The following is a 15,267-nucleotide window of genomic DNA, read 5'->3' on the forward strand; positions in this document are numbered from 1 at the left end:
CATGAATGACCGGCCCTTGACGCTCATGGCGGTGCACGCACACCCCGATGACGAGGCCACCGGAACGGGAGGTGTCCTCGCGCGGTACGCGGCGGAGGGCATCCGCACGGTCCTTGTGACGTGCACCGACGGCGGTTGCGGTGACGGACCGGGGGGTGTCAAGCCGGGCGATCCCGGGCACGATCCGGCAGCCGTCGCCTCGATACGGCGTCGCGAACTCGAGGCTAGCTGCGACATTTTGAAGATCAGTCATCTGGAGATGCTGGGCTACGCCGACTCCGGGATGATGGGCTGGCCGACCAACGACGCCCCCGGATCCTTCTGGCGGACTCCCGTGGAGGAGGGCGCTGCCCGACTCGCCGAACTCATGCGCCGCTACCAGCCCGATGTGGTCGTCACCTACGACGAGAACGGCTTCTACGGCCACCCCGACCACATCCAGGCGAACCGCATCACGATGGCGGCGCTGACGATGACCGAGCCGACCCCGAAGGTGTACTGGACGACGGCGCCGCGCTCGATGATGCAGCGGTTCGGGCAGGCCATGCGCGAGTCCGGTGCGGACTGGCAGGAGCCGGATCCCGCCGAGGCCGCCGCGATGGCCGAGATCGGACTGCCCGACGAGGAGATCACCACCTGGGTGGACACCAGCGCGTTCGGCGGCCAGAAGTTCGATGCGCTGGCCGCACACGCCAGCCAGGGCGAGAACATCTTCTTCCTCAAAATGGGCCAGACCAAATTCACCGAGTTGATGGGCGTCGAGACCTTCGTACGTGTCCAGGACACCACCGGCGCGGCCGTGCCCGAGAACGACCTCTTCGCCGGGCTGCGCTGATCCGCCCGCCTCATGGGCCTGAGAAAGCTCAGGCCCATGAGGCTCGACGTCTGTCCTGCCGCCCTCTTCATCGCCCGGGACGAATCCGATTCCTCGTGTTCAGCCGGGCCACGATGGACAACGGCCGTCAGTGGGGGGACGGCTGCGGATGCGTGTGGGCCTCGCCGAGGGCGGCGGCGATCGCGGCGAGGAGTTCGATGACCGGCCCGTCGTCGCGGATCGCGGCACGCAATCGGCTCTCCCCCGCATGCCCCGCGGCCAGTTCACGCTGACGGCGGGTGTGGAGGCCGTCGAGGTAGAGGGACATCTCCTCCAGGGCATCGGCGAGGGCGTCGAGGTGGCGGACGGCCTGTCCGGCGGAGCCGGTGAGCGCCGCCGGCGCATGGTCGGCGTAGAGGGCCAGCGCGGGGATGCGGGCCGTGCAGGGTGTGCGGTGCGTGGTCAGCGCCGCGCTCAGCACGATGAGCCTCTCCAGCGTCTGCAACAGCCGGACCGCATCGTCGAGCGCGGCCGGGTCGTGGCCCGGCTCGCGGTGCGCGTTCCGGCAGGCGGTATGGGCCTGGGCGAGTGCCTCTTCGGCCGCGCGGCGGGCGCCTGCCGTATCCGGTCGCACGCTCCGGCCGGGCAGCAGACCGAGGACGGTGTCCAGGTAGGCGGTGGTGCCGGCGACCGCGCGGGCGGTGTGCGTGGCAAGACGTGCATGTTCCCAGCTCGGCCACAACAGGCGACTGCCGAGCAGGGCCGCACCCGTACCCAGCACGGTCATGGCAATCCGCACGGCCGCGTCCGACCAGTCACCCGGGTGGGACACATCACCGATCAGCAGAACCAAAGGGGTACCGAAAACGACCCAGAAGGCGTAATTGACCGGCCGCAAGGCGAAGCCCGCGGTGATCAGCGCGAAAAGGATCAGGCTCAGGGTGGTCGGCTCGTGCACGACGGCGACCAGCAGGGCCGCGCAGCCGCCGCCGACGACGTTGCCGATCACCCGTTGGGCGACGCGTTCGCGGGTGGCCGCGTACTGCGGGCGCAGCACTCGCAGGACGGCCAGGGTCGCCCACTCGCCGTGCGACAACGCGACCGCCTGCGTCAGCAGGAAAACCGCGCTGCTGACCGTGGTGGTGCGCAAGGCGTGCCGGACGGTGCCCGCCGGAAGGGCCGCAACGGTGCGGATACCGGGTATGCCACGCCAGAGGGCTGCCCAGCGGGACGCCGACTCGGTGGGCGGCGCGGCGGCGGATGCGGGGGGCTGCGCAGGGTGAGTGGCGGCGGGTGCGGGGGCCGGTGCGGGAAGCCGGATGGCCGCCAGCTCGGCAAGGGCGCGGGCGTCCTGCTGAGCTGCTGTGATGGCGGTGGTGATACGGGCCAGCAGGCGGCGCTGCCGGCCGGCGCGCGCCGAGTCGGCGTAGGCCTGGGTGCCGGCGGCGACCTGCGCGCGCATCCGGTCACAGGCGGCCTCCAGAGCGGCCAGCGCAGTTTCCAGCTCACCACTGGCACCACCGCCCGTATCACCAGCACCGCCACCGGTATCACCAGCACCGCCACCCACACCCCCGGCACCGCCACCCGTACCGCCGGCACCGCCACCCGTACCGCCAGCACCGCCACCCGTATCACCAGCACCGCCACGGGTACCGCCACCCGTATCACCGGCACCGCCTCCCGCACCCCCGGCACCGCCGCCCTCGCCGCCCACACCGCCCCCACCGCCCGCACCGCCGGTGCCCGTTGTGGGGCGGCGGGTGAGGGTGTCCGCCAAGCGCAGGAGGTGCTGCCCGGCGCTGCGGATGGCCGTGGTGCAAGGCGTGCGGACGGCGGCGGGGGGTGGGCCGGTCGCGGCCAGCGCGATGGCGAGGTCGGCCAGAGTGGCGGCACGCTCCACGAGCGGGTCGGCCAGGGCCGCCAGGCGCTCGCTGCCCCGCGGGCCACGGAGTTCACGTGCGGCTTCCTCGGCCCTGCGCAACGCGGCGGCGGGATGCGCGCGGGCGGTGCCGACCGCGAACACACCGGCGGAAGAGGCCGCGAGGACGCTCAAGGACCGGCCGATGAGACGGTAGGGCTGGGCGAGCACAGCGAGCACGTCCCGCACTCGGGCAGGAGGTGTCAGCACCGCGGTCGCGGCGGCGTACCACAGGCCTCCCAGCAGGACCAGCACGCTCGTCTGGGGCCGGGCCCCGTCGGCGGCGGCACCGCCCGCGGCGACCAGCAGCGCGGTGGCGGGCATCGTGCCCAGTCGCTCCAGCACCGGGTGGATGCGTGAGCCCGCCGCCGCAAGGAAGACCAGCACTGCGAGCAGGACCAGTGTGAGGGGGAACAGCGCGGCCGTGGCCGCTCCCGCGGCGAACACGGCGGCGTCGGCAACGGCAGCGACCAGCAGACCACGGGTACGCGGCCGGCGGGCACCGCCCTTGTTGGTGAACGCCGCGAGATAGGCACCCATGGCCGCCCAAGCCCCCGCCGCCGCCTCACCCGCGGCGACCCCGGCCAGCAGCAGGGCACTGATCGCAACCCCGTTGCCCAGCCCCGCCACCACAGCCGGCCGGCTACCCGGCGCAGGAGCGAACAATGCCGACAGTCCGGCCCCGCACCCACCTCCGACGCGCCCCATCACGCGCCTCCGAGGCGGCCCCTACCCACCGCCTGCCCCCTCACCGCAACCCTGGACCCGGCGCCCCCGCGGACTCCCGATCTCCATACCGTCATCGTCCCCCACGCCGGGCAGCCAGGCCTGTCACCGCCTCCCGGCACGACCAGGCACCACACACGTCGGAAACTCTGACCGGGGCTGTCCCGCAGTCGTCGCCCAGCAGCCGTTTGCCCGGCGGGCCGGACTCCTCCGTGCCGCCTACCGCACAGTCCCCCGCTCTCTCCCCCAGTCGTCCGATCGGCCGGACCGTGCAGCGTGTCCAGACTGGCAATAGATCCACCGCCCCCCACCACCACAGCACGGAAGAACCACAGATCATGACCACTCAGTACGCTCCCGCCCCTGGCCGAGACGGTTTCATGATTCAGCAGATAGCCGACCGTTTCGAGGTCTACGACCCCCGCGGAGAGTTCCTCGGGGAATACCTGGTCCGAGGTGCGGCGGAAAAGCGGGTGGCCGTCCTGGCACAGCACGCCGAACGCACCGCCCGACACAGGCGGTGAACAACCAGCCACCAGCAGAGGAGTCCATCCGACCTCGTCACCCCCACACACAGCACCCCGCACAGCAGACCGCATGGCGTCCGTGCCCCTTGATGGCACGCTGGCGCCCATCGGTCAGGACAACGCCCGCCCTCCGCCACGCTCCGGCCCTGAAATCAGGTGGACGGCTCAGTCTCCAGACCAGCCCCAAAAGTAGATCTCCTGCGGCGTCCCATGGACGTCGTGCAGTATCGCGCAACGGCCATACCCGCGCTCACCGGCGAGATCCTGAATCGCCGGGACGTGTGCACGCGTCAGCCGTTCCGTGCCCGTAACCCTCCGGGCCTCTTCCGCGGTCACCGGCTGAACCGCACAGATCTCGGGCTCCTCGTCTTCCCGTTGGACGTGGAAGACATCGAGAATCGAGTGGGTCCCGGAGTGCTGCGTCCACTCGTCGGCCCACAGCTCTTGCAGGCTCAGAGGCCGCGGTCGGCGCTCCTCCTCAGGAAGCCAGTCACCGCCTCGCACCCAGTAGTAGTCACCGGCGAGGAACACCCGCTGCCGCAACTCCTCGAGCGCGGCATCGGTGTCCTCCTGGTACGGCACGTAGTAGTCCCAGGCCGAAGCGCCCATCCCGAACCCCCTCGGAGTCAGCTGCCCACGCAGAACCACGTCACGAAAAACGCTAGCGGTCACCTCTGACAGACCATGGAGACCGAACGACAGACCCCCTCATCGACTGCTGTGACTGCTGTCCCCCGAACACCCACCGCGACCGGTCGTCCGATTCCGTCACACCAGGCCGATTCCGTCACACCAGTCCGCAGCGGTGAGCGGCACGCTGATCGCGCGACAGATCCAAGCCGACCAGGCCCGCGGCGCGTCACAACCGGAACCGTCCCCACACACAGACTCCGGGAAATCCGGGCGGCCCCCACGGGAGCAGGCAGGCCGAAGGACGCAGAGGGACGACGGGCAGCAGGCGAGCCGACGGAAACAGCCGGGTCGACGGGACCGAGGGAACAGGCGGGCCGGGCGGGTCTGCCGCCGCATCTCACCCCGAGGGTCAACATGCGCGCTGCGGTGGGCTGTTCTAGCGTCGAAGACAGGAGGGGCCATCCTGCCGAGCCGACAGGCGCCGGGATCCGGACCACGATGGAGCACCGGCTGCTCCGCTGCTCGGCACGCCGAACACACCACGTCCCCACCCCGCAGAGCAGGTGCTTTTCATGCGTACGCCGGCCCGTTTCCTCGGTGTCCTCACCGGGATCACCCTCGTCCTCGGCGGCGCGGCCCTGATCGCCCCCGCCGCCCAAGCAGACATCCCGGCCTGCACCAACATGGTCCAGCAGACAGGCGTCACCGTCTCCGACACCGTCACAGCCGCATGCACCAAGGGTGTGCACAACGACCTACGCGGCTGCGTGACCGCCCTGACCGAGGCCGGCGTTCCGGGCGGCGCCGCGACCGGCGCCTGCCGGATGGCAGCCAACCCCCCGTGAGGAGCCACCCCGACTGAAAATCCCCGCGGACAGCCGACCATCAGGGGCGAGACGGCAGTCATGGGCAAGAGCCCCTCGTCACCGCTCCCGGGCGAACACAACCCGCCACCAGCCATGGACGCCCCCTCTGCCCGCCGATTCCCGGCCACCTCACGCCTCACGCCGCCCGCCGGCAGTGAGTCGGCCTCACGGCACGCACCACTCCAGGCCCCGGCAGCCACCTCTCGCACCGGTCACTCGGAGCGCTTTCCCGAGGCAGGAGGTCCGGCCGCGGCCTACTCCACCAGGCAGCACGCAGCCAGCCGCGGCAGCCGGCGCGCCATCTCCCCCTCGCCATCGAAGTCGAAGGCCCAGGCAGGATCCAACTGCGGATACCGGATGGTGAAAGCGTCTGCGGGCAGCTGATCACGGTCGCCTGCACATGGGCGTCCCAGGCGATGCCCAGCACTCCCTCATCCTCCAAAACGAGGCCGCCGGCCGCTGAGGCCCGCACGACGGGCAGCTCCGAGGGCATCACAACACACCCGCAGCAGCGCCCGCCCGCCCCCACACCCCCACAAACGCCCGGCCCCCATCCCACCCCGCTGCTACCCGACGGCAGCGCACACAACGGGCCACCACCAGCACCCCGTCACACAAAACCGGCACCCCGCGCGGACTGCCCCGCACGGAATGCCGGCCCTGCCTTCAACCCTCAGCCCTGGGTACCACCCTGCGTGTTCCCACTCCCGCCACCCTGAGTACCGCCCTGCGTGTTGCCACTACCCCCACCCTGAGTGCCGCCCTGCGTGTTGCCACTACCCCCACCCTGAGTGCCGCCCTGCGTGTTGCCGTTACCCCCGCCCTGGGTACCACCCTGCGTGTTCCCACTCCCGCCACCCTGGGTACCACCCTGCGTGTTCCCACTCCCGCCACCCTGGGTACCACCCTGCGTGTTCCCACTCCCGCCACCCTGAGTGCCACCCTGCGTGTTGCCGCTACCCCCACCCTGAGTACCGCCCTGGGTGTTGCCGCTCTTCGGCGTGTTCTTCGACGAGGCGCTGTCCTTGGAGTAGGCGTGCCCTGAGCTGTCGCGGTGGGAGCTGTTGTGCTCAGAGCTGTCATGCCTGCGAGAGCTGTCCCGGTAGGAGCTGCCCTGATGGTGCTGGTGGTTGCTGGAATGCACGGTCATGTGGTGCTGCGCCATCGGCGCCGCCTCCGCACTGGCCACGCCGAAACCTCCGGCGGCCAGAGCGGCGATGCAGGAAATACCGGCGATACGGGCAGCGTGACGTCGGGCGTTGAACATGAGAAAACCTCGTGGATTATCCGGGCCTGTAGGGGAATCGCAGTTCCTGTGAACGAAACCTGCTCATTCATTTCAGCCCCTACGACGGCCCCCGCGTCTCCTCCGTCCGGTGGACCAACAGGCTGACCCACCCATCCACCGCCTCGGCACATCGCGGCGATGCCGGGACGGGGGACACCCCCACCAGGGATCCGTCACCCGTTCGGGCCGCCGGGCACGGCACAAGAGTGCCTGCGCGTGCGGCCGAGCCGAAGCACGCGAACGCTGGATTACACGGGCTTCGAAACGAGGAGCGAGGTGTCGGTGATCGTAACGGTGGTGTCGATGCCGGAGCTGACCGTCACCCGTACGGATATTGCGGAGGCTCGCACCCGGCTGGCCACGGACCACTTCGTGCTCGTCGACGTCGAACTACCCGAGGAGGCACAGCCCGGAACACCACAGCACGAGACACAGGCACGGACACCCCAGCAAGACCGGATGGAAGGGCAGCGGCAAGCGCCACAGGAAACGGAGTCGCTCGCCGCGCAGCTGGGCCTGGACGCCGCAAGCCTGGACTGGTTCGGCAGAGCGGGTGAGCCGGCGCGGGCCGAGTACCGCAAGGAAGGAACCGGTCTCATCGTGCCCGTGGTCCACGAAGATCAGATCATCCACATCCATGCAGTGGTGACCGAACGTTTCCTGGCCACCACGCACCGCGGCCACGCCTACCTGGCCAGGACCATCACCGACGTACTGCGGCATGAACGGCCCACCGACCCCGTGGCCGTGCTCTTCCTCCTCCTCGGGGAAGCCCTGGGCACCTACCGCCAGGCCGCCGTGCAAGCCCTGCTGGAAACCGAGGAACTCGAAGACGACATGTTCGAAAAACGCAGCCCCGAGCAGGTCTACCGCCTGGCCCAGCTACGACGCCACTCCGCCCTCCTGCACCACTCCCTGCGCCCTTTCCTCGAAGTCACCGACCAAATCCTCACCCGACGGATGACCAGCCCCAACTTTCCCGAGGAGCGACAACGGCTCGCCCGCGAATTCCAGACAAGCGGCCGACTGGTGCTGGCCGACATCGAATCCCTCCAGGAAGCCACCCGTCGCGCATTCGCCAGCTACTCCTCACTCATCGCCGGCGAACAGAACGGCGTGATCAACCGGCTGGCCATCGTGTCCGTCGTCTTCCTGCCCCTGTCATTCCTCACCGGATTCTTCGGCATGAACTTCACGTTCCTGACCGACAAACTGGAAAGCAAAGACGAGTTCTGGCTACTCGCCGTGGGCCTGCAAGTGCTCGTACTCTTCGCCTCCCTCTACATACTCCATCGGACCCGGATCTGGCGCAGCCTACGTGAAAACGAATAACCGAAACCGACCAGACGAGCCCGGCCGGCAGCCCGGAAAGATCCGCATCCCCCTAGCGGAAACGGTCCTTTTTGCGTACGGGTACACCGGATGCAGACCAGACAGCCCCCGGGGACCGGACGGCCCGCCGCGTACCGGCCGCCCTGGCCACTGCCCGCGGCCTAAAATGGTCACCCCGCCGGGTGCAGCAGCCGGCGAGATGACCGCCCCGGCGCAGCCCCGCAACGCCACCGGCTCACGGCCGGACCGCCAACGGGATCCCGGCCCGGCCGCACCAGGCGGCCGCCCGGCGGAAGACGTCCCTCCGTAGGCCCTGGGGCGGCCCGGGGGTATTCCGCTCTGCCCACGTAGCCACGGCCGGGAAGAGGACGACATGACACCTCCGGACGCGTTTCCGCCCTCCGAACACCCCCCTGCCACTCCGGGGAACGCAGCCCAGACACCGGCCCTGCACCTTCAGCGGTCGTTCAAGTGGCAGGCCCTGCTCCGGCTCGCCATCGTCCTCGCCTGCATCACGGACCTGGCGGTGTTCCCGCCGTCCGAACAGCTACCGCTCTCCATCGCGCTGGCCGCCGCCTACACCCTGTGGACCCTGGCCACCCTGTGGGCGGCCTTCACCTCCCGCCCCCCACTGCCCAGCTGGATCTACCCCCTGACCGACCTGACCCTGCTGACCACGCTGATGGCTGTCTCCGGGAACTTCTCCGACCCGAACTGGAGCTCACCGCTGTCAGCCGACATCTTCCTGTTCATCCCCGTCCTCGCCTCCTTCCAGATGCGGCCCGTCCTCACCGCCGTCTCCGGAATCCTCGCTGCCGCCTGCTACGCCCTCGGCACGGGCCTGGGCCACCTCGAGCACCCGTACTGGCACTACACAGCCGTCCACACCCTGTTCATCCTCGTGGTCTGCGCCGGCTGCGTGCTCCTCTCCGACGTCCAGCAGCACCGAGTGCAATCCATACGAGAACTCGCCGAACACCGCCTATGGCTGCTGGACCGCATCATGGCCACGGAGGAAACAGAACAACGGAAAATCGCCGAGACACTCCACGACGGAGCCCTGCAAAACATCCTCGCCGCCCGCCACTTCATCGACGAAGCCGTCACCACCCCCCAGCCAACCGACGCACTCCAGCGCGCCGACGAAGCCCTCACCCAGGCCAGCAGGCAACTCCGTACCTCGGTCCGCACCCTCCACCCCGAGGTTCTCACCACCGGAGGTCTCGTCCCCGCCCTTCAACACCTCACCGAGCAGGCATCCGAACGAGGAAAATTCCACGCGGAAATCCACACCAGCATCACCACCGCCGGCACAGCCGACCGGCCCCTGTTCTGGCTCGCCCGAGAAATACTCGAGAACGTCGTAAAACACGCCCACGCAAAAAACGTCACCGTCACACTGCAACCACACGACCACAATCCGGAAAACATACAGCTCACCATCACCGACGACGGAATCGGCATCCCCCAGAACGCCCTCACCCGAAGCCTTGCCAGCGGACACATCGGCCTCGCCTCCCACCGCGCCCGCATCGAAGGCATCGGAGGCACTTTCACCATAAGAAACAACACCACCGGCGGCACCACCGTCGAAGCCGTCGTACCTCAGACCTGATCCACCCATGCCGGTCCGGCCCTGCTCACCCGAGAGGCCCCGACACTCACTACGCCGGCAACAAGCACCCATCGCGTAAACCGCCGATGACCACACAAGGGCAGCACACCCTTGCAGACGAAAGGTCGGACTGCCGTGACAACGCCGAATCCCGCCCGGATCACCGTGGTCATCGCCGACGATCATCCGCTGTTCCGCGAAGGCATATCACGCGCACTACAGCTCAGCGGAACCATCGACGTCATCGCCGAGGCAGAAAACGGCCGCGATGCCCTCGACATCATCCGCCGAGAACAACCTGACATCGCCGTACTCGACCTCCGCATGCCGGAACTCGACGGCATCGCCGTCCTTCACGCGCTCACCAGAGACAACATTCCCACCCGCGTCCTTCTCCTCTCCGCCTTCACCGAAAGCGCCTCCGTCTACCAGGCCATCGAAGAAGGAGCCGCAGGCTATCTCACCAAAGACACCAAACGCTCCGAGATCATCAGCGCGATCCACACCATCCATCACGGACAAACGGTGGTGCCACCCGACGTCACCACGGGTCTCGCCGAACAAATCCGCAAACGTCGCACCCAGAGCGCCCCGACCCTCACCGCCCGCGAACAACAAGTTCTCCAGGCGATAGCCCGCGGCCTCAGCACACCCCAAATCGCCCAAGAACTCTTCCTCGGTGCCAGCACCGTCAAGACCCACACCCAACACCTCTACGAAAAACTCAACGTCACCGACCGCGCCCAGGCCGTCGCCGAAGCCATGCGACGCGGACTGCTCGAATGACCGCCCTCGCCCGTCCCCGCAGAGGACACCCGAGCACGCCCCCCGCGGGAACATCGACCGCAGGTTTGGTGCGACGTCGCTCTCCAAGGGCCGACCGACGGCCGGTTCACCTGCCGTACAGGTAGAAGCGGGCAGGGACGAAGACCTCGTGACCTGTGAGGAAGCGGACCCGTACCCCCGCCTTGGTCCACGTCGTGGACTTGATGCCAGGGGCCCCCAGGTCCGGGGAGACTTGTACCCAGTGTCCGTAGGACAGGCCGGGGTCCCGGCCGATCACCACCCCGTACGTGTGCCGTCCGGACAGCGTGTGCTTGTGCACCAGCCCCAGGTAGTGCGTCGATTCGTCGTCGTAGGCGACTGACGAGGGCGCCGTGCTCCGGTACGTCACCTCGGTGCGCGGCCACCACAGCACGGTCACCGCGCCGACGGTCAGCACGACACCCACGAGGATGCCCACCGCGAAAGCGCCGATTCTTGCCCTGCGGCTGGTCGGCCGCAGGCTGTGGCCGAGCTGGTCGACAGCGAACGTATCGATGGCACTTCTCCAAAACCGCGGTTGCTCCGCGATGGACGGTCACGGAGCCGGACTTTTCGAGAAGGACGCGGAAGGCGCCCGTTCGGTTGTGGGCCAGGCCGTGAGACGACGAAGTGGGGGCGCCGGGCGAGCCCGCGGCGCGGCTGTGGCGGCAGCCCTGTTCGGGTGACTCAGCGGCCTGCGCCGGCGCCGAAGTGGAAGTCTCACTGCATGAGCAAGACCGCACTGATCGTCATCGACATGATCAACACCTACGAACATCCGGACGCCGAGCTGCTGCTCCCTTCGGCGCGGAGGGTCGTACCGGTGCTGACCGAGCTGCTGCACCGTGCGCGGCAGCACGGAGCCCCGGTCATCTATGTCAACGACAACTTCGGGGAGTGGCGCTCGCACCACGGCGAGCTGCTGGAACACGCTCTGGCCAGTCCCCATGCGGCCCTCGTCGAGCCGCTGTGCCCCGACGCCGACTCCCTTTTCGTGCTCAAGGCCCGGCACTCCATCTTCTACGAGACGCCCCTGGGGTATCTGCTCCAGCAACAGGGGATCGAGCACCTGGTGCTCTGCGGACAGGTGACCGAGCAGTGCGTGCTCTACTCCGCCCTCGATGCCCACATCCGCCACCTGGAAGTGGTCGTCCCCCGGGACGCCGTCGCCCACATCCACCAAGACCTCGCAGAGGCGGCACTGCGCATGATGGAAAGGAACATGGGTGCACGCGTGTGCATGAGCCGGGAACTCTGGACATAGCTCCGGCAGGCGCCGCGACGCGGGAGGGCGCGACCCAGGCGCAGACGTCCGATGGCAGTCGAGCCCTCGGCTGCCTCGCCCTGACGGCACGGAAAACCCCGAGGACTGGCGTGTCGTCGACCACGTTCTCAGTGAGCCGTGGCGGCTGATCGACTGCCTCACCGTGCTGCGCCCAGAGGACGTGAGTGCTGTGCTCGCTGGGCCTGTCTCAGGCCTGGGCGTGGGGGCGTGAGACGACGAGTGTCCTCAGCATGGCGGCGCCCGCGACGACGGCGGCGAGATGCAGGACCGCGGCGACGGCGAGATTCTCCGGCAGGGTCACGTCGGCCGGGTGGACCAGCGCGACCAGCAGCGTGATGGGCAGTTTCCAGCCGCTCCACGCAAACAGCGAGCCCGACCCGAGCCAGCCGAGGCCCAACAGGAGCCGGTGGCGCAGCCCGGCGGGGCGTGCGCGAGCGAGCGTCCAGGTGGCGGCCGCACCGGCGAGCGCCCAGAAGGCGCCCACGCCGGTCAGCACGTATCCGTTGGTGTCCCGCTCGTCCGGGCGTGAGATTCCCAGCGTGCCGCCGACTGCCCAGTACAGCCAGACCAGCCCGACGACGACCGCGACGACGGCCACCCATGACGCCCTCGCAGCTTCGACTGCGCGGCGCCGCTGGGAAGCGGCGCCGGGACGTGGCGCGTCGGCACCGTCGCCGTCCCCGACTCGGCCGAGGAATGCGTGCGGCCAGCGGCGCCGCAGGTAGGCGGGCAAGGCGACGGCAAGTCCCAGCCCCATCCCGACGAAGCTGAACTGGACCAGCGCGGCCTCCCAGCCGGGCATGACGGCCTCGTCGCTCCCACCACCGCCCGAGCCACCGTGGGCGGCGTCCAGCAGGGCGCTGAACACGGCGTACGGAAGGATCGACACCAGGAACCCCGATCCCGTCCAGGCGCAGAACAGCACCAGCCGCCCAGGTATCCGCATACCCCAGGGCCGCACCAGAGCGAGCGCCGTCGCGATCCCGATCCCCGCCATACCGATGGTCACCGTATTGAGCAGCACCCATCCGGTGATGTCGAAACCCTTGCCGATCGGTGCCACGCCGAGAAGCGAGCCCACCACCCACGTCACTTTGATCAGCAGGTACGGCGACAGGGCCAGCGCCGCCCCGTACGCCGCGCCCCGCCCGACTCGATCCCAGCGTTCCACCCCGAAACCACCTTCCCTCCACGGGAATCCAGCCTCGCGCCTCCCTCACGTGCGTACGTCCACCGCTGGGGGTGTTCTCCTCCCCCACCCGACGGATACCGCCCTCGTCATCCAGGCCGACCGGCACTGAGGGGCCGGACAGTGCCGCGACGACGGCCTGGCTGAGGTGGGGAGGCCGGCCGCGCCCGCCGCGTAGTCGTCGTGGCCACCCGTCAGGAGTCGCTCTCCAAGCACGTCCGCAGGCACCGCCGCCCTACGACGTCCGCAGGCACCGCCGCCCTACGACGTCCGCAGGCACCGTCGCCCAACCGAGGTATCCCGCTCGGCAGCCGCAATGGTCCGGCTCGCCCGGACGAAGCACCCCAGGGCGCTCAGTCGGTGCTTCGGGGGAAGAACGTGACCGGTGTGTCACCCGTGTACTGGAACTCGCCGCCGGGCGGGCAGTTCGCGTCCGGGTCGGTGCCGAGCCCGTCACAGTGCTGTGCGCTCAGCCGCATGAAGACCGTGGTGGTGTGGGCCCCGGCGCTGAGCGGGTGCAGCGGGGGCGTGGCGAAGCTGGCGATGCGGACGTTGGCCTCGGAGTCCAGATCCACGCGGCGCAACACCTGTTTCCCGGTGAAGACGTAGCTGCGTTCCTGCGCGGTGCCGATGTCGTTGACGACCCGGATACCGCGGAACTTCGACACGAAGTCGTCCATGGGAGCGCGACGCGCCGGTTTGTAACCAGGGGGGTACACGGCGCCCTTGGCGCTCGCCGCCGTAACCCATGCCGGGAAGGTCCGGACCCACTTCTCGCCCACGAACGCCTCGCGGCACGGGGGCGGACCGATCAGCCGCTGGGGGACGCCCAGGAACTCGTTGAGGTCGACCCCCTCGAACACGCAGGCGTGCTCGGCCGGCGGCTGGGCGGCCCGCGTCGAAAGCGTCTCCTGTGCCTGCGCGGTGCCGCCTGTCAGGGCCGCCGACAGGGCCAGTACGGCGGACACCACGGCGGTGCGCCCACGGGCCCTACGCCGTTGTGATCCGAGGTGTTCCGTGAGCGGGCCCTCGCGCTCATCAGCCGGTGTGAAGGATCCGGAAGCGGTCGGGGGCCGCCGGATCCCGGTCGACGACTTGGACCGGTGTCCATGCCCATTGCCAGACGTTGATGCCCGGCGTACGGGAGAACCGGATCGGTCCGCGCGTGCCCTCGACTTCGACGCGCGGCCATGATTCGGCGGTGCGCGCCCGGTCCAGGCCGTGGGAACGCAGCACAGCGGCGAGGACCGCGATCGTGTCGTATCCCTCGAAGGCGACGAAAGAGGGTGCTTCGGCCAGCCGCTCACGGAGGGCCGTCCCGACCCGTGCTCCGAGTGGGCCGAGGCGCTCGGGCAGGTAGCGCAGGAACGGGATCGAGGCGCCTTCGTCGCCCAGCAGCGTCGCCCATTCGGTGAACTCCGGTTGCCCGGCCGGAGCACCGATCATGGTCTCGGCGAGCCGCCGGTCGCTGCGGACCGCCCTGACGATCGGCACCGCCGGCTCCGGATGGCCGACCAGGAGAAGGAGGGCTGTCGCGCGATGGCCGGCGAGTTCGTCACACACGTCCGTGGGGGCCAGCGCGCGCATGTCGAGTTCCAGGACGGTGCCGCCGCGCGGGGCGAGGTGGTCCCGCAGAATGCGTGTCCCGGCTGCCCAGTAGACACTCGGCTCGGTCGCCACGGCGATCCGCCTGTCTCCCGCGCCGAGGAGGAAGTCGGCGTAGATCCGCCAGCCGTGGGACTGCGCCGGAGCGAGCCTCGCGACCCACTCCGTGGGCTGCTCGGTGAGCCCGTCGAGAACCGCCGACGAGCAGAGGAACGGCAGGCCGAGGGCGTCCGCCCTGGCGGCAGCGGCGCGAGCGACGACGCTGTGGTACTCACCCGCCAGGGCCGCCACGCCGAGGCCGGCCAATTCGTCCACGGCCGCCACGGCCCGCTGTGGATCGGCCGCGGTGTCCCGGACCACCAACTCCAGTGGTCTTCCGAGGATCCCGCCGGCGTCGTTGACCTCGCGAGCGGCCAGCTCGAGGCCGGCGAGCAGGTGTCGGCCCGCCTCGGCCCAGCCGGGCCGCGTCAGCGGAACGAGAGCGCCGATCCGGACGGATGAACCGCCGGCCCGCTCCGAAACAGGCGGGGATGACGGCGTACTCATGCGGCGGTGTCCCCCGCGTGCCGATCCCGTCCCGGCCTGCCGTGAGCGCAGAACGGCAAGGGCCGGTAGTACGCGTTCATCTCATCCCGCCGCGGCGGGCGCACCTGGGTGATCAT

At 69.4% G+C, this 15,267-nt stretch carries 13 protein-coding genes and 1 pseudogene; 8 read left to right on the forward strand and 6 right to left on the reverse strand.

Annotated features, from left to right (window positions below; translation table 11 throughout):
- Nucleotide 1 precedes the first annotated feature (1 nt).
- Nucleotides 2-835 carry a PIG-L family deacetylase gene (locus JK361_RS30030; protein WP_201824080.1) on the forward strand — a complete coding sequence of 278 codons (834 nt, stop codon included), beginning with the start codon at nt 2-4 and terminating at the stop codon, nt 833-835.
- Between the two features lie 127 nt (nt 836-962).
- Here the strand turns inward: JK361_RS30030 and JK361_RS42440 are convergent, their stop codons facing one another.
- Nucleotides 963-3,368: an FUSC family protein gene (locus JK361_RS42440; RefSeq protein WP_201824086.1), complete on the reverse strand. Its 2,406-nt coding sequence runs from the start codon at nt 3,366-3,368 to the stop codon at nt 963-965.
- A 473-nt stretch (nt 3,369-3,841) separates the two neighbouring features.
- Here JK361_RS42440 and JK361_RS30040 point away from each other — a divergent pair, with 473 nt between their 5' ends.
- The gene (locus tag JK361_RS30040) at nt 3,842-3,985 is read left to right on the forward strand and encodes a hypothetical protein (RefSeq protein ID WP_201824094.1); all 144 of its coding nucleotides are present in this window, start codon (nt 3,842-3,844) and stop codon (nt 3,983-3,985) included.
- 168 nt (nt 3,986-4,153) lie between these two features.
- Here the strand turns inward: JK361_RS30040 and JK361_RS30045 are convergent, their stop codons facing one another.
- Complete coding sequence (locus JK361_RS30045; RefSeq protein ID WP_201824096.1) at nt 4,154-4,597, reverse strand: hypothetical protein; 444 nt, start codon at nt 4,595-4,597, stop codon at nt 4,154-4,156.
- Between the two features lie 596 nt (nt 4,598-5,193).
- On the opposite strand from JK361_RS30045, the gene JK361_RS30050 reads away from it, so the two are divergent.
- The 4 genes from JK361_RS30050 (at nt 5,194) to JK361_RS30065 (ending at nt 10,508) form a co-directional block, all read left to right on the forward strand.
- On the forward strand, nt 5,194-5,466 hold the full coding sequence (locus JK361_RS30050) for a hypothetical protein (RefSeq protein ID WP_201824098.1): 273 nt from the start codon (nt 5,194-5,196) through the stop codon (nt 5,464-5,466).
- Nucleotides 5,467-7,051: 1,585 nt separating this feature from the next.
- Nucleotides 7,052-8,107 (forward strand): magnesium transporter CorA family protein, encoded by a 1,056-nt coding sequence (locus tag JK361_RS30055; RefSeq protein WP_307787351.1) that lies wholly within the window; start codon nt 7,052-7,054, stop codon nt 8,105-8,107.
- A gap of 373 nt (nt 8,108-8,480) precedes the next feature.
- Nucleotides 8,481-9,722 carry a sensor histidine kinase gene (locus JK361_RS30060; protein ID WP_201824101.1) on the forward strand — a complete coding sequence of 414 codons (1,242 nt, stop codon included), beginning with the start codon at nt 8,481-8,483 and terminating at the stop codon, nt 9,720-9,722.
- Nucleotides 9,723-9,857: 135 nt separating this feature from the next.
- Nucleotides 9,858-10,508 carry a response regulator gene (locus JK361_RS30065; protein ID WP_201824102.1) on the forward strand — a complete coding sequence of 217 codons (651 nt, stop codon included), beginning with the start codon at nt 9,858-9,860 and terminating at the stop codon, nt 10,506-10,508.
- A gap of 106 nt (nt 10,509-10,614) precedes the next feature.
- Here the strand turns inward: JK361_RS30065 and JK361_RS30070 are convergent, their stop codons facing one another.
- Nucleotides 10,615-10,965 (reverse strand): hypothetical protein, encoded by a 351-nt coding sequence (locus JK361_RS30070; protein ID WP_307787352.1) that lies wholly within the window; start codon nt 10,963-10,965, stop codon nt 10,615-10,617.
- 288 nt (nt 10,966-11,253) lie between these two features.
- On the opposite strand from JK361_RS30070, the gene JK361_RS30075 reads away from it, so the two are divergent.
- Nucleotides 11,254-11,790, forward strand: coding sequence for a cysteine hydrolase family protein (locus JK361_RS30075; RefSeq protein WP_201824104.1), 537 nt, complete (start codon nt 11,254-11,256; stop codon nt 11,788-11,790).
- A gap of 112 nt (nt 11,791-11,902) precedes the next feature.
- Nucleotides 11,903-11,974 (forward strand): annotated as a pseudogene (locus JK361_RS41530) (chloramphenicol phosphotransferase); the annotation flags it as partial.
- Between the two features lie 24 nt (nt 11,975-11,998).
- On the opposite strand, the gene JK361_RS30080 reads toward JK361_RS41530, so the two are convergent.
- From JK361_RS30080 to JK361_RS30090, 3 genes are all read right to left on the reverse strand, one after another.
- Nucleotides 11,999-12,982, reverse strand: a complete 984-nt coding sequence (locus tag JK361_RS30080; RefSeq protein ID WP_201824106.1) for a hypothetical protein — start codon at nt 12,980-12,982, stop codon at nt 11,999-12,001.
- Nucleotides 12,983-13,353: 371 nt separating this feature from the next.
- Entirely contained in the window at nt 13,354-13,971 is a 618-nt protein-coding gene (locus tag JK361_RS30085; protein WP_201824108.1) for a hypothetical protein, read from the reverse strand.
- Nucleotides 13,972-14,038: 67 nt separating this feature from the next.
- Nucleotides 14,039-15,151 (reverse strand): ABC transporter substrate-binding protein, encoded by a 1,113-nt coding sequence (locus JK361_RS30090; protein WP_201824109.1) that lies wholly within the window; start codon nt 15,149-15,151, stop codon nt 14,039-14,041.
- Between the last annotated feature and the right edge of the window lie 116 nt (nt 15,152-15,267).

The sequence above is a fragment of the Streptomyces musisoli genome (assembly GCF_016741855.1).
Classification (GTDB): Bacteria; Actinomycetota; Actinomycetes; order Streptomycetales; family Streptomycetaceae; genus Streptomyces; species Streptomyces musisoli.